The sequence below is a fragment of the Microbacterium sp. HM-570 genome, from assembly GCF_054165885.1.
In genome coordinates this window covers 3348811-3366662 of the sequence record NZ_CM135111.1, presented here as the reverse complement: position 1 = coordinate 3366662, position 17852 = coordinate 3348811, and the positions used below count along the sequence as shown (strand labels likewise).

General features: G+C 67.7%; 16 protein-coding genes and 2 tRNA genes. 7 read left to right on the top strand and 11 right to left on the bottom strand.

Annotated elements, in window-relative coordinates:
• Positions 1-46 precede the first annotated feature (46 nt).
• Positions 47-1285 carry a beta-ketoacyl-[acyl-carrier-protein] synthase family protein gene (locus ACT9TC_RS16070; protein ID WP_458041436.1) on the top strand — a complete coding sequence of 413 codons (1239 nt, stop codon included), beginning with the start codon at positions 47-49 and terminating at the stop codon, positions 1283-1285.
• Positions 1286-1429: 144 nt separating this feature from the next.
• Here the strand turns inward: ACT9TC_RS16070 and ACT9TC_RS16065 are convergent, their stop codons facing one another.
• Complete coding sequence (locus ACT9TC_RS16065; protein ID WP_100813162.1) at positions 1430-1933, bottom strand: DUF3145 domain-containing protein; 504 nt, start codon at positions 1931-1933, stop codon at positions 1430-1432.
• A 245-nt stretch (positions 1934-2178) separates the two neighbouring features.
• Here ACT9TC_RS16065 and ACT9TC_RS16060 point away from each other — a divergent pair, with 245 nt between their 5' ends.
• Positions 2179-2859: a hypothetical protein gene (locus tag ACT9TC_RS16060; protein WP_458041435.1), complete on the top strand. Its 681-nt coding sequence runs from the start codon at positions 2179-2181 to the stop codon at positions 2857-2859.
• Here the strand turns inward: ACT9TC_RS16060 and ACT9TC_RS16055 are convergent.
• Entirely contained in the window at positions 2784-4169 is a 1386-nt protein-coding gene (locus tag ACT9TC_RS16055; RefSeq protein WP_458041434.1) for a glycosyltransferase, read from the bottom strand. The two genes, ACT9TC_RS16060 and ACT9TC_RS16055, sit on opposite strands and share 76 nt — an antisense overlap.
• Positions 4166-6337, bottom strand: coding sequence for a glycosyltransferase (locus ACT9TC_RS16050; RefSeq protein ID WP_458041433.1), 2172 nt, complete (start codon positions 6335-6337; stop codon positions 4166-4168). Before ACT9TC_RS16050 ends, ACT9TC_RS16055 begins: the two co-directional genes overlap by 4 nt.
• A gap of 134 nt (positions 6338-6471) precedes the next feature.
• Between ACT9TC_RS16050 and ACT9TC_RS16045 the strand changes: the two genes are divergently transcribed.
• The 3 genes from ACT9TC_RS16045 (at position 6472) to ACT9TC_RS16035 (ending at position 8705) form a co-directional block, all read left to right on the top strand.
• Complete coding sequence (locus tag ACT9TC_RS16045) at positions 6472-7665, top strand: polysaccharide pyruvyl transferase family protein (RefSeq protein ID WP_458041432.1); 1194 nt, start codon at positions 6472-6474, stop codon at positions 7663-7665.
• 135 nt (positions 7666-7800) lie between these two features.
• Positions 7801-8148: a hypothetical protein gene (locus ACT9TC_RS16040; protein ID WP_458041431.1), complete on the top strand. Its 348-nt coding sequence runs from the start codon at positions 7801-7803 to the stop codon at positions 8146-8148.
• On the top strand, positions 8145-8705 hold the full coding sequence (locus tag ACT9TC_RS16035) for a DUF6036 family nucleotidyltransferase (protein WP_458041430.1): 561 nt from the start codon (positions 8145-8147) through the stop codon (positions 8703-8705). Before ACT9TC_RS16040 ends, ACT9TC_RS16035 begins: the two co-directional genes overlap by 4 nt.
• Positions 8706-9066: 361 nt before the next feature.
• Here ACT9TC_RS16035 and ACT9TC_RS16030 read toward each other — a convergent pair.
• Together ACT9TC_RS16030 and ACT9TC_RS16025 are read right to left on the bottom strand one after the other, a co-directional pair.
• A tRNA-Ile gene (locus ACT9TC_RS16030) sits at positions 9067-9140 on the bottom strand.
• A gap of 22 nt (positions 9141-9162) precedes the next feature.
• Positions 9163-10191, bottom strand: a complete 1029-nt coding sequence (locus ACT9TC_RS16025; RefSeq protein ID WP_458041429.1) for a DMT family transporter — start codon at positions 10189-10191, stop codon at positions 9163-9165.
• A gap of 63 nt (positions 10192-10254) precedes the next feature.
• On the opposite strand from ACT9TC_RS16025, the gene def reads away from it, so the two are divergent.
• Complete coding sequence (gene def, locus ACT9TC_RS16020; protein ID WP_458041428.1) at positions 10255-10821, top strand: peptide deformylase; 567 nt, start codon at positions 10255-10257, stop codon at positions 10819-10821.
• Between the two features lie 72 nt (positions 10822-10893).
• The gene (locus ACT9TC_RS16015) at positions 10894-11217 is read left to right on the top strand and encodes a tryptophan synthase subunit alpha (protein WP_458041427.1); all 324 of its coding nucleotides are present in this window, start codon (positions 10894-10896) and stop codon (positions 11215-11217) included.
• On the opposite strand, the gene ACT9TC_RS16010 is transcribed toward ACT9TC_RS16015, so the two are convergent.
• The 6 genes from ACT9TC_RS16010 to ACT9TC_RS15985 form a co-directional block, all read right to left on the bottom strand.
• Complete coding sequence (locus tag ACT9TC_RS16010) at positions 11214-12839, bottom strand: sensor histidine kinase (protein WP_458041426.1); 1626 nt, start codon at positions 12837-12839, stop codon at positions 11214-11216. The two genes, ACT9TC_RS16015 and ACT9TC_RS16010, sit on opposite strands and share 4 nt — an antisense overlap.
• Before the next feature lie 70 nt (positions 12840-12909).
• Positions 12910-13653, bottom strand: coding sequence for a sulfite exporter TauE/SafE family protein (locus ACT9TC_RS16005; protein WP_458041425.1), 744 nt, complete (start codon positions 13651-13653; stop codon positions 12910-12912).
• A 2-nt stretch (positions 13654-13655) separates the two neighbouring features.
• Positions 13656-13728 (bottom strand) — tRNA-Asn (locus ACT9TC_RS16000).
• 71 nt (positions 13729-13799) lie between these two features.
• Positions 13800-14600 (bottom strand): ATP-binding cassette domain-containing protein, encoded by an 801-nt coding sequence (locus tag ACT9TC_RS15995; protein ID WP_458041424.1) that lies wholly within the window; start codon positions 14598-14600, stop codon positions 13800-13802.
• Positions 14601-14629: 29 nt separating this feature from the next.
• Complete coding sequence (gene dnaG, locus ACT9TC_RS15990; protein WP_458041423.1) at positions 14630-16495, bottom strand: DNA primase; 1866 nt, start codon at positions 16493-16495, stop codon at positions 14630-14632.
• A complete protein-coding gene (locus ACT9TC_RS15985; RefSeq protein ID WP_458041422.1) occupies positions 16495-17850 on the bottom strand; it encodes a deoxyguanosinetriphosphate triphosphohydrolase in 1356 nt (451 codons plus the stop codon). Before ACT9TC_RS15985 ends, dnaG begins: the two co-directional genes overlap by 1 nt.
• Positions 17851-17852: the final 2 nt, after the last annotated feature.

The following is a 17852-nucleotide window of genomic DNA, read 5'->3' as shown; positions in this document are numbered from 1 at the left end:
GCCAGCCGGCCCCCGAGAGCGACAGCAACGCCTGAGGATTCGTGTCATGACCACCAAGCGCATCGTCGTCACCGGGATCGGTGCCTCTTCACCGCTCGGCGGCACCGCCCCCGACAGCTGGACCGCACTGCTCGCCGGAGTGTCCGGCGCACGCACGCTCGAGCACGAGTGGGTAGCGAAGTACGAGCTACCTGTCACGTTCGCCGCCGAGGCGATCGTGCGCCCCGAAGAGGTCCTGCCCCGACCGACCGCCAAGCGGCTCGACCCGGCGTCCCAGTTCGCCCTCGTCGCAGCGATGGAGGCGTGGGAGGATGCCGGAGCACCCGAGGTGGACCCTGAACGCCTCGGAGTCGACTTCGCGACCGGCATCGGCGGCGTGTGGACACTCCTCGACGCGTGGGACACCCTCCGCGAGAAGGGGCCCCGCCGCGTCATGCCGATGACGGTGCCGATGCTCATGCCCAATGCGGCGGCCGGAAACCTGTCGCTCCACTTCGGTGCGCGTGCCTTTGCCCGCACCGTCGCGAGCGCCTGCGCGTCGAGCACAGAGTCGATCGTCAACGCCGTGGAGCACCTGCAGGACGGGCTCGCAGACGTCGTCATCGCGGGCGGCACCGAGTCGGCCATCCACCCCATCACCGTCGCGTCGTTCGCGTCGATGCAGGCGCTCTCGCGCCGCAATGACGACCCCGCGACCGCATCGCGACCCGGCAGCATCGACCGCGACGGCTTCGTCATGGGCGAGGGTGCCGGCGCACTCATCCTCGAGACGGAAGACCACGCCAAGGCGCGCGGCGCAAAGATCTACGCGTACGTTGTCGGCGGCGGCGTCACGGCCGATTCGTACCACATCACGGCCAACGACCCCGAGGGCCACGGCGCGGCTCGCGCCGTGACGATGGCGCTGGAGATGGCCGGAGCATCCCCGGACGACGTCACGCACATCAACGCGCACGCCACCTCCACCCCCGTCGGTGACCCGAACGAGTACCAGGCCCTCAAGGCCATCTTCGGCCCGCGGGTGGAAGAGATCCCCGTCTCAGCGACCAAGGCATCCACGGGGCACCTGTTGGGTGGCACCGGAGCACTCGAGGCCATCTTCACTGTGCTCGCGATCGGTCAGCGCCAAGCGCCTCCGACGATCAACCTGACGACGCAGGACCCCGAAGTGCCGTTCCGGATCTCGGGCGCACCTCAGGACCTGGGCTCGGGCGACCAGCTCGCGATCAGCAACTCGTTCGGCTTCGGTGGCCACAACGCGGTCGTGGCCTTCTCGACATCCTGAACAGCTCTCACGCTCGCAGATCGAGCCCCAGGGGGTTCCACATCCTGACCCAGCCAACAGGCCGCGCAAGCGCGGACGATGGGTTCGGTCCGAGTGTGGGGATGTCTGGGTTGTCGGGCTCGCGTCACTAACCGACTCGCGCCATCAACCGACTTTGTGGAGCCACACCACGGGAGCCTGGTCGCTCGCGTGGCGGAAGATCTCGAGCTCATCGTCCCAGGCCTGGCCGAGCGCGACGCCCAGTTCGCGCTGAAGTTCACGAGCGTCACCCGCGGCGATCTCCATCGCGTACCGAATGCGATCTTCACCGATGACGACGTTGCCGGCCGCGTCGGTCTGCGCGTAGTGGATGCCGAGGTCCGGCGTGTGCAACCAACGCCCACCGTCCGAGCGCGGGGTGGGGTCTTCGGTCACCTCGAAGCGGAGGTGCTCCCAACCGTGCATCGCCGACGACAGGGCGGCGCCGGTTCCGACGGGGCCCTCCCAGTAGAACTCGGCACGACGGGCACCCGGAAGCACCGGCTGCTCGTCCCACTCGAAATTCACGGCGCGACCGAGCGCACGCCCGACAGCCCACTCCAGGTGCGGGCACAGCGCCCGCGGCGCGGAGTGGACATAGATCACTCCGCGCGCTGATGATGTCGCCATTTCCACTTCCGTTTCTTCAGGTACGTCTTCCCCTACGACCTGTGACACGTGTGTCGGCGACTGCTGTTCGGTTGTGGGCCCATTATTGCCCATCGCGTAAGGGAATCACAACACTGTGATTCCGCGGCGCGCCGCCGTTCCGTAAATCTGAAAGGAAGCACGGCCGGATAGAGGCCACCTCGACTCGCGAAGCACGGGTCGAGGCGCGATTTTCCTTTCACATTTACGCGCTTAGGCTGAACGTCGTGTCTGCCGTTTCCGTCATCATCCCCTGGCGCCCCGCGCCCTCCCGCGTGACCGCTTTCGAGGCCCTGACGAGCTGGTACGCGCGCGAGTTCTCCGAGTTCACGGTCCAGACGGTGGACACGGGCGACGACGTCTTCGTGCTCGCGGCATGCCGGAACCGGGGCATCGCCGACGCGAGCCTCGATGACGTGGTCATCATCAACGACGCGGACACGATCCCCGAGGCCGATGCACTCCGAGCCGCTGTTGCTGCCGCGCGGACGAGCGGCCTCGTACACCTGCCATACACCGCCTATCACTGGCTCGGTGCCACCGGCACCGCACAGTACCTGGCGGGGATGGACCCACAACAGTGCGAGTTCGAGCTCGTCCGCGGCGCGTGCTCAGGCGTGTACGTCACGACTCCGCGCACGTGGGAGCGGCACGGAGGGCAGGACGAGCGCTTCCGCGGGTGGGGGTACGAGGATGCCGCGTGGAATCTCGCGCATCAGACCCTCCTTGGCAGCCCACCTCAGCGCCACGAAGGTCGCGTTTACGCCCTGCATCACGTCGCCGAGACACGAGCTGGCGCCCGGTTCGACGCGAGTGCCGCGCTCATGGAGCGCTACCGGTCGGCGGACGGCGATCCCGAAGCGATGCGATCCCTCGTGAGCGAGCGCATTGCCGCCAGCGCCTCGTAGGCGACCTCGGGTCCGGGCCGAGCGGTCTGGCCTTCGGCTATCCGTCGCAACAGGGCGCGGTCGACGTCCGATCCTTCCACCCCGTCCCGATCCGCGTCCCCGGTGAGCAGCACGCGGAGCGCGTCCGCGAGTTCCTCGGGGCTTGCGGAGTTCGGGTCGAGCGCGACGCCTACCCGCGCGCGCTCGATGGTCGCGGCGCCCGCGAACTGATCCGTCGAGAAGGGCAGCACGAGGATCGGCACGCCGCTTCCGAGCGCCTCGGTGACCGAGTTGTTGCCGCCGTGGTTGACCGCAACCGCCGCGCTCTTCAGCAGCCGCACCTGCGGCAGATGGGGACGCACGAGCCATCCGTCTGGCACGTCGCCGAGCGCCTCGCCCGGGGTTGCACCGGTCGCGATCGCGGCTCGCACGCCCACACTGCGGAGGGCCTCGGCAACGCGCGCGAGAACGTCGTCCCGAACGGAGAGGAAACTCCCGAAGCTGACGTAGACGTAGGGTTCGTCTCGAGCGATCCACTCGAGGATGTCGGGGGCAACGGCTTCTTCGCGGCGCGTCGATCCGAGGAAGGCGTGCGGCGGGAGCACCCGCCCCTCGATCGCGGCCAGCTCGGCCGGATAGTTGTACAGAATTGTGCCGCCCTGGGTGCCGCCGTGGGTTGCGAAGGCGTCGTCGACGTCGGCCGACCGACCGTCCAGTTCGCGCGCAGCCCGGTTCCACTCCCCCGTGAAGCCTGCGGCCACCCGGTCGCAGAGTTCACGCAACTCGTCGAGGTCCTCCTGCGATGGCGCGAATGCCCTCGGCCAGTACGGCGGGTAGCCGTAAACCTCCCCCGGGACCGGCAGCGCGCTCGGATGCCCCAGCACGACGTCGCCGTACGGCACACCCGCGGTCTGCAATGCCATGCGAGCGCTGAAGGCCAGGTGGTCAACGAGGATCGCATCGGGGCGGACCTCGTCGACGATTTCGAGCACGCGCCGACTGCGCCCGACGGGATCCCACATCAAGTCGGTAAGCCGCTCCTGTGCCTGGTAGCGCAGGGTCTGCGTCATTCCACGGCGCGTCGCGTCGAAGAATCCCCGCAGCGAAGCGCCCTCGTCGCGCGGTTGTTCCTCGGCGCGAATCACACCGGGGTTCGAGCCCCGCCCCAGTGTCAGATCAATCCGCTCCAACCCGAAGTCGGCGACGATTCCCGCCGTCGACGGGCCCGTCGCGACAACCACGCGCTCCCCCGCATCGCGCCACCGTGTTGCCAGCGTCGCGAGGGGAAGCAGATGCGAGGCGTAGTCCGGGCTGATGACGAGCAGCGTCACCCGAGCACCCCCGCGGCCCGGATCAGCTCGGCCTCTTCCCGCGCCACGCCGCCGTAGACGGGGCCGAGTGCCGAAGCCATGCCCTGGATCGTGAAGCGTTCCCGGACCATGTCGTGCGATCGCTCCGACCGCGACTCGTCGCGCTCGGCGGCGATGTCGAGCGCTTCGGCGATCGCCTGGGTGAGCCGCGCCACGTCCCACGTCTGCGTCAATACCCCGGTATCACCGCGCGTGACGTAGGTGGCAGGGCCGCCCCCGTCGGGCGCGACGACCGTCAAACCGGTGGCCATGGCCTCGAGCAAGGCGATCCCGAATTCTTCCTTCACGCTCGCACACACGTAAACGCCGCCCGCGGCCGCGAGGCCCGGAAGACCGAAGCGGACGGCGGCCAACCATCGCGCCGCGACGTCGTTCGAGCGGTGCCCAGCCAGCACGAGGCCGCGCGCGGCGCGATCCGCGTCAGGCACGATCCGCGCGATGCGCTCGAGCTGCTCGCGTTCGTCGAGCGACGGGCGTTCGAGGTCACCGCCGATGATGAGCAGATTCGCACGATCGGCCAGCGGCCCGCTCGCCCAGGCCTCTACGAGGGTCGCCATGCCCTTGACCCGGTGCAGTCGCCCGACACTCACCAGCAGCGGAAGTCCGCGACGCTCGGCGGGCAGCTCTTCGAGCAGGGCGCGGAGCGGCTGGACCTCGGGCGGGACGTCTTCGCTGGAGCCCGATCGCACCTCGGCAACGGCCCGCTCGACGACCTCGAGGTCGACGCCCTCGGCGACGATCGTGTGCCGTTCGGGGTGCGATGCGATGTCGATGCCGACCAGATGCCGCATGTCTTCTTCGAGCTTCGGACGGGGAAACAGCACGGTGTGCGCCGCGTTGGATGCGAGGCTCTGCACGAGCCGGGCGCGGAACCAGAAATGTTCGCGCATGTCGACCTCGCCGAAGTCCGATCGGTGCAACGTTCCCGAGAGGTCCATCGACTGGATCACCGCGTGCGGATCGGGGGCCACCGTGAACACGACGGGGATGCCGAGTTCGCGTGCGACGTCCGCCGCGGCAAGACTGCCCACGTCCGCCATCCGCAGGTGCAGCACGTCGATGCGACCGGCGGCACGGAGGATGCGTCGGATGCCACGGCGCGCGGGCACGCGCAGCGACCACGCCGCCGCGGACGGCACGGGCTGTTCGGCCAGCGGGACCCGACCGTAGACGTGGCCATCGCGGTCCATGCCGATGACGCCGAGGTCGATCACGGCACGTTCGCGCGGGCCACGCGACAGGGTCACCACGCGTTGGACACCCGTCGAGGGATCCGCTACCAGGGCATCGCCCAGGCGCACCAGCAACGTCGCGATTCCACCGTTGTCGCCGACGCCCGCCGACGTGAGCGACGGATCGATGTCGGCGTGCAGAAAGAGCTGTGCCACGGTCAGCGGGCCGGGCGTTGGTGCGGATCCGTTGCGGGCAGGGCCGACCGCGGTGCGCGCAGCCGCGAGGTCCACGAGCGCGAGGCGCGCGGCATCCGCCAGCTCATCCTCACCATCGGCCAAGTCACCGAGCAGCAACGCAGCCTCCGCCGAGTGTGCGCGCTGGCCGAGCGCCGCGACGGCCGCGATTCGCACCGTGCGCGGCTCGTGCGGGTCGCTGGCGCAGATGAGCAGCGTTCGCGCAGCGATAGGCGCCCGCACAAGGCCCAGAGTCTCGACGAGGCGCGTGCGGGACGGCGCATCCTGAATCCCCAGAAGAGCCGACTCGATCGCGACCGCGAGCGACTCGCCGATCGTGATCGACCAGTTCTCGAGCGTCCTTTGCGCGAGCATGCCCGAGAAGCCGCCCGCTGCCACGATTCCGAGCAGCCGCCCGATCGCATCGAAGCGCGGCAGACCCGCGCCGAGCGCCCACGCGGCATGTTCACGGATGAAGCCGCGTTCGTCCGAGAGCAGCCCACTGAGAGCTCGGGCCGCCTGCTCGTCGTACATCTCAGCCAGGGCGTGCACGGCCGTGATGGCCGCGACGTCGTCTTCGCTGGCAAGGGCCTTCGCCAGCAGACGAAGGGTACGAACACCAGGGTCGCGTCCCGCTTCGAACGCAACATCGTCCGCGAGCCGGATGGCGTCCACGATTCCCGGGGCGGCGTACACCGCGTCCATGGCCGTCTGGATGCCCATCGTCGTCTCCTCCGCGCGCGCGAGTTCGTCCGAACACAGTCGTCCGAATACAACCGCATGCCGATCGTAGCCCGCGCGAGTGACATCGGACTCGGCTGGCGTCGGCCGACTTCGGAGGCTAGGCTCCGGTGCTCGTGCGGCTTCTCTCTATCGGCGATATCGGCGTGTCAGACGGCATGATGCACATCGGTGACGAGGCGATGGTCGAGGCCCTCCGCGACGAGATGCACGCTCGCGGCGTCGAGCTCGTCGCCGTGTCCGCCGAGCCGGCCGAATCGGCCGCGCGGTACGGCGTCGACGCGGTTCCCCGCATCGGATTCGCAGTCCTCAACCGTGACGACGCGGAGGACCGGATGCGCGAGGTCGTGGCTGCGGCGAAGCATCCGTCCCTTCTCGGGACGGATGATCCCGCGCGGGCGGTCATCGAGGCGATAGCCGACACAGACGGGGTCGTCGTCGCGGGCGGCGGTAACCTCGCGTCGCGCTGGCCGGTGCACATCTATGAGCGGGCGACGTTGGCCCGGATCGCCGGCGAACTCGGGCGTCCCGTGGTCATCACGGGTCAGACATTCGGTCCGGACCTCGAGCCGCACGATCGGACGCTGCTGTCTCGTGCCCTGCAGAACGCTCGCCTCGTCGGAGTCCGCGAGAAGACATCTCTGGCGCTGGCGCGTGAGCTCGGCGTGGTTGCGCGCCTGGGCGTCGACGATGCCTCGTTCCTGGGCGACCGCGATCCCGGCGCGGATGAAGACGCGGACGCCCCGCGATCGGGAGTGCTCGTGAGCCTCTCGCTCAGCCTGGGCGGTGCTCCGCGCGACGAGACCGTCGCCGGCATCGCCCGGCTGGTCGATCGGGCGGCCGAGCTGACCGGTGAGTCGGTCGCGTTCCACGCGCACTTCGGCCGCCTGGACTCCGCGGCTCCCGCCCGCGGTGACGCCGTGCTGCACGATGAGGTGCGGGCGCAGATGTCGGCACCGTCGCGGGTGATCCCCACCGGCGACCCGCGCGCCGCGGCCCGCCTCGCGCGGTCGTCCGCGCTGCTGATCACCGGTCGCTACCACCCGGCCGTGTTCGCCGCACCTGCGGGCGTACCGATCGTCGGGCTCGTCGCTGACGACTACACCCGCATCAAGCAGCTCGGTGTACTGGGACACTGGGGTCAGGACGGCATCGCACCGCTCGCGGACACCGCTGGCGCAGGCGCCGCGGTGCTCGACCAGGTCTGGTCAGCGCGCGAACGGATCGCCGATGCCGCGGCCGAACGCGAGCCCCGCAACCGTGCAGAGGCGGCGCTGTGGTGGGACAGGGTCGCGAACGTCGAACGCTGAACCGCGTATGCAGGCACGACGCTCACCCAACTCGTCTCACCACCAGGGTTTGGCCGGTCCTTCACGGTGGCACGCCCATCCCGAGAACGGCCGGGGGTAACATGACGACAAGGTCGAGCCGCGTATCGAGGAGCTATGAAGCCGTCACCTGTGCGTCGTGATCGCAAGTTCTACACGAGCCTTGCGTTGCATCAGGCCGTACAGCGTCACCTTAGTGAAGATCCGGAGCGCGTGGTCCAGCTCGGGATCGAAGGTGCGAACCGCGTCCTTCCGCATACGCGGGGAGGTGCGCGCGATCTCGTATCGGAATGGCTGCGATTGCTGCGAAGCCGCGACGTAGACGGCATCAACGCTGTGCTGGCCGGCGACGACGAGTACGCGGTAGAGATGCGGAATCTCGGGGTGTTCTTGGGTGTGCTCTCAGAGGCGGAGCGGCGCACTGTCCTCGACGAAGTCTACAGCCGTAGCGAGTACGCGCGGTGAACCGTTCAGAACTGGAACGCGCCATTCGCGCCGCGACACACGTTGTCATGCGCGACAAGGTCATTATCATCGGTAGCCAGAGCGTTCTCGGAACCTGGGACCAGGACGAATTACCCGCCCTAGCCACGCTTTCGAACGAAGTCGACATCATGCCGCTCGACGACGATGATGCGGAGACGATCGCTCGTCGTCTGGACATCAACGGGGAGTTGAGCATCTTTCACGAGACGCACGGCTTCTATATCGACGGCGTGGGGCGGCGAACCGCCACTCTGCCCGACTTGTGGGAAGAACGGCTCGTCGAGGTACCAACGGAAGGGCCGGACGGCGCGGCCCGTTTGGGACTCTGCCTCGAACCACACGACCTGTGCGTCGCCAAGCTCGTAGCGCATAGGCAAAAAGACCGTGACTTTGTTGGTGCGCTGCTCGATGCGGATCTGATCGATCCAAACATCCTGCTCGAACGCTTGACGAGCACCCATCTCGCCGACGGCGGCAACCTCGACTACGCATACAGGTGGGTTCTGGACCGCGTCTTGCCGCGTGAGGCTACGTAGCAAACACGAGAGCGCGGCAGACTTGAGTATGCGTTCAGTAACCCTCCCTAACGGGGTACAAGTTTCTTGCTATGCCGACATCGACGTTGGTCTCGATGTCATAGCGGAAACTGAGCGTCCGGGAAACGTGCGCCTCACTTACCAGCGACCTATTCGAGGACCTCGTCGTTGACAAGCTGGCATCGCACGTGCAAACCGTATCGCTGCGCCGACGGCCGATGTCAAGGCCACCTACCCTCGGCGATTAGCCGGCCCGGGGAGTCTGCGGCGCTAACCCGATCAGGTACGACTATCGTCATCGAAATGCCGCGAACATCAACGGTCCAACTTTTTCAGGGCTGGGTCGCGTGCTTGCTAGGAGTAGGGCGGGTGGGACTTGAACCCACGATCGTCGGGTTATGAGCCCGCTGCCTTGACCAGCTTGGCCACCGCCCCGTAGGGAAAAGCCTAGCGTCCGTCAGACGAGAGGATCGGGACCCGCGCCATCGTCCATCGTGGGTCGCGGTGAAACACTGCTGGATGTCGATCCCCCGCGGAGGATCGGGAACTCCTGGCTGTGCGACAGAACCTGCGGATGGAAGCGCGCCAGGGTGATGACGCCCCACACCGCGATGGCCCCCGCGATGGCGAAGCCGATGAGAGCCCACAGTGGCGCGGCGCCGCCCTCACCGAGCACGAGCAGACCGATGAGGACCGCGACCATCGGGTCGATGACCGTCAGGCCCGCGATCACGAGGTCGGGCGGGCCGGACGAATACGCGGTCTGGACGAAGTAGGCGCCGAGACCTGTCGCCGCGAGCAGCGCGAGCAGACACACGAATGTCAACCACTCGAAGTCACCGGCCTCGACCCGTTTGATGACGACCTTCGCGAGCGTTGCGACGAAGCCGTAGACGACGCCCGCACTCAGGATGTAGAACAACGCCCGCATCCGCTTGCGCAGCAGGATCCACAGCGCGATCATGACGACGAGCACGACGCCCATGATCACGAGCACCGTGATGAGGTCGCTCTCGCTGAGCGGCCGCTCGGTCGCGAAGATCGCGGCGATGATCACGAAGATGAAGATGCCGCCGACGCACGCGACGATCGCCATGAGCGATCGCCTCGTCGGCGCCAGGCCGCTCACACGCGAGTTCAGCAGGGTCGTGATGACGAGGGCGATCGCGCCCAGCGGCTGCACCACGATGAGCGGTGCAACGGTCAATGCACCCAGCTGGCAGAGAATCGCCATCCCGAGCATCAGTGTGCCAACGACCCACGAGGGGCGCGTGATCAAACGCGACATCTGCCGCATCGTCAGCCCGCTCGCGCCGTCCTGCCCGCTCAGGCGCTCGACTTTCTCCACACCGCGGTGCTGATACAGAGCGCCGAACGACATGAAGACCGCGCCGGCCAGAGCCAGCGGGATACCCAGGAGCAGGCCTGGATTCTGGAAAGCGCCGACGAGCTGCTCGCCGACTTCTTCTACTGATCCCACCCACATCACTCATCGACACTAACCGAGGCAGATGCCGATGGGCCGAGGCGCTCCGGTTAGGCTCGATACGTGGCTGTGCTCCCGATCGTGATCCTGGGTGATCCCGTCCTTCATTCCCCCGCAGCTCGCGTCGGTGTCATAACCGACGAGATCCGGACTCTCGTCGCCGACATGCACGAGACGATGGACGTCGCACCCGGCGTCGGACTCGCCGCCCCGCAGGTGGGGGTGCCGCTGCGGATCTTCGTGTATTCGTACGAGGACGACGAGGGGGCGCCTTGGCGGGGCGTCGTGATCGACCCGGAGCTGTGGATCACGTCGCCGGAGCCCGGTCATCCCGATCCGGACGACGAGAGCGAAGGGTGCCTGTCGTTCCCCGGCGAAAGGTTCCCGCTGCGCCGCGCCGACCGCGCCATCGTCACGGGAACGGATCTCGAAGGCGCGCCCGTCCGACTCGAGGTCGATGGCTGGCGCGCACGCATCCTGCAGCACGAATTCGATCACCTCGACGGGATTCTCTACGTCGACCGCATCGGCGACGCCGACGCGAAGACGGCCGCCAAGATCGTGCGCAAACGCGGCTGGGGCGTGCCCGGGCAGTCGTGGATGCCCGGCGTCGACGACCTCGACGCATAGGGCGAGCCGCGTAGGCCGAGCCGCGTGGACCGCGCCTCGCGCCCATCGCCGAATCGCGCGTAGGCTCGAAGAGTGGAAGAGGTACGGATCGAACGACGCGCGAGCCTGGAAGTGCTCCGCGCCGAGGCATCCGAAGAACTCGGCGTCGTCGTCGAAGAGCGCCTTCGCCATGGCGAAGACCCCTGGGCCTTCATGGAAGAACTCCCCACGGTCGATGAGCTCGTCGTGCACATGCTGCGTGCCGACGCGATCATCGCGGACGGTGGACGGATGCCGACGCACGTCCGCCACTATCGTGTGCTGCGCCAGATCGCGCTTGAGCACCCCGCCCTAACCAGTACGGTGTGGCGGATGCTCGGCGAGGACCCACTCGCCCACCGGGGCTCCGGCGGCTAAGCGGCCGGCCGGGGAAGTCGACAGATCACGGTCGTTCCCACGCCCACTTCGCTGCGCAGCTGCACATCCCCGCCGTGGGCCTGGAAGATATTGCGGACGATGTGCAGACCGAGCCCGAAGCCCTGGATCGCCTGTGCCCGGGCCGCCGGGGCCCGGTAGAACGAGTCGAATGCGCGAGTGATTTCGGCCCGCGACATCCCGGGGCCCGTGTCGGTGATCCGCAGCTCGATCGCGTCGCCCTCACTCGAGAGGCGCACCACCACGGGCATCTCTTCGGAACCGAACTTGATGGCGTTCGTGAGAAGCTCGCCGATCGCCTGCGAGAGACGCCGCGGGTCCACGTCGGCTTCGATCCCTCCGGCGTCGGTGCCGAAGCGAATGACCCGACCGCGATTGCGCGGCGGAAGACGATCGACGCACTCCTCGACGAGCTGTCCGACATCGACCCGCACAGGATTCAGGTCGACACCATCGTCGCTCGCCGCCATGAGTTCGGCGATGCGCGTCGTGAGGCGCTCGATTCCCCGCCGCACCGTGTCGAGCCGCTCGGCCAGTCGCGGAGGAAGCTCAGGGTCTTCCTCCAGCAGATCCACGTAGCCCACAGCCGCCGTGAGAGGCGTGCGGAGCTCGTGCGAAGCCGTGCGCAAGAACTCCTCGCGAATCTCGATCGCCTCGGCAAGCTCGGTGACGTCGTACATGACCGCCACGGTGCCGAGCAACTCCCCGGACGGCCGCCGCACGAGACTGGTCGAGGTGATCATCGCGGACTGCTTGTGCGCCGGTCCGATCCACGCGAAGTCCTGCTCCACAACTTCGGCTCGGAGCCCCCGTTCGAGTGGTTGTGCTTCCGGCGGGATGGGGGTGATCCGATCCGCCCCGTACATCCTGTTGCCGCTGTACTGCTTCGCGTCGAGATCGAATCCGATTGCGGCGGCAGCGTCCGCGGCACGATCGTTGGCGATGAGCTCTCCGTCGACCGCGAAAAACGCCACACCGGCGTTCACCGTATCGAGGATGCTGCGCACGATGGCTTCGCTGTCCTGCGCCTCTTCGAGCGCGGTCTGCTGAACGGAGAAGGCCTGAATGAGCCGCGCGCGGCGGGTTCGCAGTTCGTCGGCCGCGAGATTCGCCAGGATGGCGATCCCGATGACGAGAACCGGCAGCGTCAGCACGTTGAGCCACTCGAGCGAGGACTGCGGCACCGTCCACGCTGCGAGGTAGGGGAACACGGCGATGAAGATCGTGCCGCCGACCGCGGCGAATATGACACCGCGATTGAAGCCGTAGGCGAGCCAGAGCACGGGGAAGATCGCCAAGATCTCGACCGAGGGTACGTAGGGGAACAGTGCGGCCCGGACAAGAGCGACGCCGATGACGTCTGCGAGGGCCAGCACGACGAGCCCGGGAGCGGTGACCTTATGCCACGGAACGAGGAGGCCCACAACGCACGATGTCACGATCATGAGGCCGCCGGCGATGAGGAACGCATCACCGCGCACCTCGGGTACCACGACCCACCCGCTCGCGATCACAAACGTCGTGCCGACCAACAGCGGTAATTGGGCGCGAACGAATACCAGAAACCGTCGTTGGCGGATCGTGCCCCGCTCGAACACATCCATGGTGCGCACGAGAATAGACCGATTCGGCAGGCTCGGACAGCATTTGGGCTCGCCGCGCCGCCAAACCGTGTCAAACGAGCAGGTACAGAGCGCCGACGATCGTCAGCGCGATGACGATGCGTTCGAACCAGGTTTGGTTGATCCGCCCCGCGATCAAGCGCCCACCGAATGCACCGACCAACACCGCCGGGACGAGGACCAGATCCATCAACAACGTCGCTGGCGTGATCAGCCCCAGCCCGAACATGATGGGGAGCTTGGTCAGGTTGACGAGCGCGAAGAACCACGCGGCGGTGCCGAGGAACGCCATCACGCGGAACCCGGACGCGAGGAAGTACATCGACATGACCGGGCCACCGGCATTCGCGACCATCGTGGTGAATCCCCCGAGCGAGCCGTAGGTCGCTGCCGCCGGCCAGCGCGCACCGTCCACAGCCGGTTCGCCCCGCCGCGCGTAGCGTCGCCACAGCGTGACCGCGATGAGGACGAGCAGGATGACCCCGATCGTGCGGCGCACCCAGGAATCGTCCGCGACGACGAGGAAGATCGCGCCCAACACGAGACCCGCAGCGACCGCGGGGACCAGCCGACCGAGAGCTCGCCAGTCGGCGTGGCGACGGTAGGCCCAGAGCGCAAAGATGTCGCCCACGATGAGCAGAACGAGCAGGGTGGCGGTCGACTGCTTCGCCGGCAGGATCGCTGCGAAGATCGCCACGGCCAGGGTGCTCGCGCCGGGCAGAGCAGCCTTCGACAACCCGACGATGAGGGCCCCGATCACCAGCAGAACCCAGCCACCTGCAGCCAGTTCTGTCACTGCTCCCCCACTTGGACTCGAACCAAGAACCTATCGGTTAACAGCCGATTGCTCTGCCAATTGAGCTATGGAGGAATGCGCCCGACTCGCGCCGGGCAACCCCACTATCCTAGCAAACCCGAACCGTCCGCAACGACACCTGCACGTCAGGGCGCGACCAGCCACGGGTCGGCATTGGCGCCCGGCGCCCACGCCAGACGATCGTGTGGTCCCTGCGCCACGATGTGTCCGTGCTGCAGCACGATGACGTCGGCATTCAGCACACTCGCGAGCTCTGCGTCGTTCGACACAGCCAGCGTTGCCATGGAGAAATCAGCCGCACGCTGACGGAGCGCAGACAGGACGGCCGATCGGGATGCGACGTCCAGGTTCGCGAGCGGTTCATCCGCGATCAACACACGGGGCTGCAGCACGAGGGCGCGCGCGAGGGCGACACGCTGCCGCATCCCGGCGCTCAATTCGTACGGAAACTGCGTGGCCACCTTCAGCGGTAGGTGCATCTCATCGAGCATCGACGCGACCACGAGCGCGAGCGCGCGTTCAGCGACCTTGCGGTCGCGGCTCGTGATCGGTTCGGTGATGATCTCGCCCGCCGTCAACCGCGCGGGTAGATCCGCGCCCGCTCGCTGCGGCAGATACCCGGTGTAGTACATCAGCGAACGCTTCGCGCGACCGGGGTGACGAATGGAGACGCCGTCGACGAATGCCTGGCCGCCCACGACCGCGAGGTCGTCGGTGCCGCGACCTGCGAGAGCTACCGCGAGACTCGACTTACCCGACCCCGTCGAACCCATGACGACGAGCGATCGACCCGGCAAGATTTCGAACGAGACGCCGTCGACCGCGCGACCGCCACCCGGACGAGAACCGGACGTGTGCGCCAGCGAAAGATCCTCCGCAAGAATTGCGAACGGGATGTCTCGACGCCGGGCCATGCTCTTCATCATGCCCCGGATCATGGGCCCGGGGCGGGAATTCAGTCTTCCGTGAGCAACGCGTGTCGCTGGGCGTCGAGGTCGCGCAGCCGCATTCTCAAGGTTCGCCCCTCCTCTGAGGCCGCCGGAACACGCTGGACCGCACCGAGCAACTCGGTCTTCTCGCGATCGATCGCGCGGGCCAGCATCCGGCGAGCGAGCGAGACAGCGGATGCCTGGGCGCTCTGTTCGTCGCGGGCGGGGAACGGTGCGGCGAGGAGTTCTGCCGCCAGCCCACGATAGGGCTCGCGCACATTCTCGATCGCCGTCAGCGCCCATCCGGCACGTGCGGGGTCTCCGGTTGCAATCGACTCGCGGACGGCCTCGAGCCCCGGGTGTCGCATCGGCTGGGCGATCGCACGCGCCCGCAGGTCTTCGGGGACCGTGTGTCCGTACTGCAGGAACGCCATGACGGCGTCGCGTTCGAGCAGAACGTCGGGGGTGTGCGGCAGGTTCGCGAGTGTGACCGCGGCGACCGGGGCGGATCCGCCCTCCGACGCGGTGCCCGGCGCTGCGGCCTGGTCGGCACGGGCGCCCTCCCGCGCCGCGCCTCGGGCCGCACGCTCGACAGCCGGACGCACCTCGCCGATGTCCATGCCGAGGCGACGAGCGAGCACCCGGGTATATCCGGGGCGGAGCGACGGGTCACGGATGTCTGCGACGATCGGTGCCGCCGCCCGCAGCGCCCCGATACGTCCCTCCACGCTCGCGAGGTCGTAGTCGGCAATCCGCCGGTCGATGACGAACTCGTACATCGGCTGCTTGTGCTCGAGCAGGGCGCGGACGGCCGCGTCACCGCGATGCAGCCTCAGATCGCAGGGGTCCAGTCCTTCGGGCGCAACGGCGACATAGGTCTGGGCAGAAAAGCGCTTCTCTTCGGCGAAGGCACGCAGCGCCGCCTTCTGCCCCGCGGCATCCGGATCGAACGTGAAGATGACCTCGCCCGAAGCCTTGTCGTCACCCATCACGCGCCGCAGCACCGTGATGTGGTCGGTACCGAACGCCGTGCCACAGGTCGCGATCGCCGTCGTGATGCCCGCCAGGTGGCAGGCCATGACATCGGTGTATCCCTCGACGACCACGACCTGGTCGGCGCGGGAGATATCGCGCTTTGCGAGGTCGAGCCCGTAGAGCACCTGCGACTTGTGATAGATCGGGGTCTCGGGGGTGTTCAGGTACTTGGGGCCCTGGTCGTCCTCATACAGGTGACGCGCACCGAAGCCGACGGTCTGACCCGTCACGTCACGGATGGGCCACACCAACCGACCGCGGAAGCGGTCGTAGACGCCCCGCTGACCTTGAGACATCAGACCGGCGGTCGTGAGCTCTTCGCGCGAGAATCCTTCGGCGGTGAGCGCCTTCAGCGCTTTGTCCCACCCCTTCGGGGCATAGCCGACGCCGAAGTGCGCGGCGGCTCCGGCATCGAACCCGCGCTCACCGAGAAATCGGCGCGCAGCCTCCGCCTCGGGCGTCGACAGCTGGCTCTGGAACCACGCCGCCGCCGTCTGGTTGGCGGCATACAGACGTGCCCGCCCGCTCGTTTCGGGCGCGGGTCCACCGCCCTCTTCGTAGTGCAGTGTGAAGCCGATGCGAGCGGCCAGCCGCTCGACGGCATCCGTGAACGTGACGTGGTCCATCTTGCGCAGGAACGTATAGACGTCCCCCGACTCGCCGCATCCGAAGCAGTGGTAAAAACCCACCTGCGGACGGACGTGGAAGCTCGGGCTGCGCTCGTCGTGGAACGGGCAGAGACCCTTCATCGACCCGACACCCGCCGACTTCAGGGCGACGCGCTCCCCCACGATGTCGACGATGTTCGTTCGGGCCTTGACCTCTTCGACATCGGCCTGAGCGATCCGCCCCGCCATCAGCTTTCCTTCGACCAGGGACGCGAGCCCGGCGTCCAGATGCCGAGGGCGCCCGCATCTACCTCGCCGAGAAGGCGCTCGTGCCACGACAGGGCGTCCTGGTCGGTCAGGCTTGCCACCTGATCGACGATCACGCGTCGACGGGCGGCATCGGAATCGGCCGCGAGGAAGTCGCCGCGAAGCGCTGGGGTCAACTGCGCGGGGCCCGCTTCCCACAGAGCGGTTGCGAGGCGCTTCAGCATCCGCCTCTGCTCCTTGTAGAGCGTCTTTCGTCCATCGATCGACACCACGAAAGCGCCCACCATGCCCTTGAGCGCGGCGACCTCAGCCTCGACGACCCGCGGCACGACCACGTGCGCACCGTACCGCGTCAGCATGCGGGCGGGATATGCCTCACGCGTCGCGGTCGTAGCAGCGCGCGCGAATCGCCCGATCAGGTCACTCGTGAGGTTCTTCAGGCGACCGAGGGCGGCGCGCGATCCGTCGAACGACGTGATCCACTCGGGCATCCGCGTCAGGCGGTACAGCGCATCGTCGAGCTCGTCCCGGGCGAAGTCGAAGCCGACCCATGCCTGCAGCGCCGTGACGAGCGCCTGATGCTCGGCAGGATCCGAGAGACGGCGCGGATCGAGGTATCCGTTCGTCACCGCGTCTTCGAAGTCGTGCACCGAATAGGCGATGTCGTCGGCCAGGTCCATGACCTCGGCCTCGATACACCGCACACGACCGGGCGCACCCTCGCGCATCCAGCGGAAAACGGGCTCGTCGTCCGCGTAGACGCCGTATTTCAGGCGTCCGCCGGCGTCAGGCAGCGGATGCTCGGACGTCCACGGGTACTTGCAGGTAGCGTCGAGGCTCGCCCGCGTGAGGTTCAGACCGACGCTCTGCCCATCTGCGTCGATGACCTTCGGTTCGAGCCGCGAGATGATCCGCAGCGTCTGCGCATTGCCCTCGAACCCACCGATGTCATCGGCCCAGTCGTTGAGCGCACGCTCGCCGTTGTGCCCGAACGGCGGGTGCCCGAGATCGTGGCTGAGGCAGGCCGCATCCACGACATCCGGGGCGAGCTCGAGCCAGGTTGCCAGCTCGCGGCCGACCTGGGCGACCTCGAGAGAGTGGGTCAGCCGGTTGCGGGCGAAATCGGCCGGGCTGGCGGGGCTGAGCACCTGTGTCTTCGCCGCGAGGCGACGAAGAGCAGCTGAATGCAGCACGCGAGCCCGGTCGCGGGCGAAGTCGTCGCGCTTCGACCGGTGCTCCTCGGCGTGGAACCGCTCGGTCGCGTGCTCGTCATAGCCGTCGGTGCGGATCGCTGCGGGTTCTTTTCTGGCGTGAGCCGCCACGCCCTTATCAACCACGC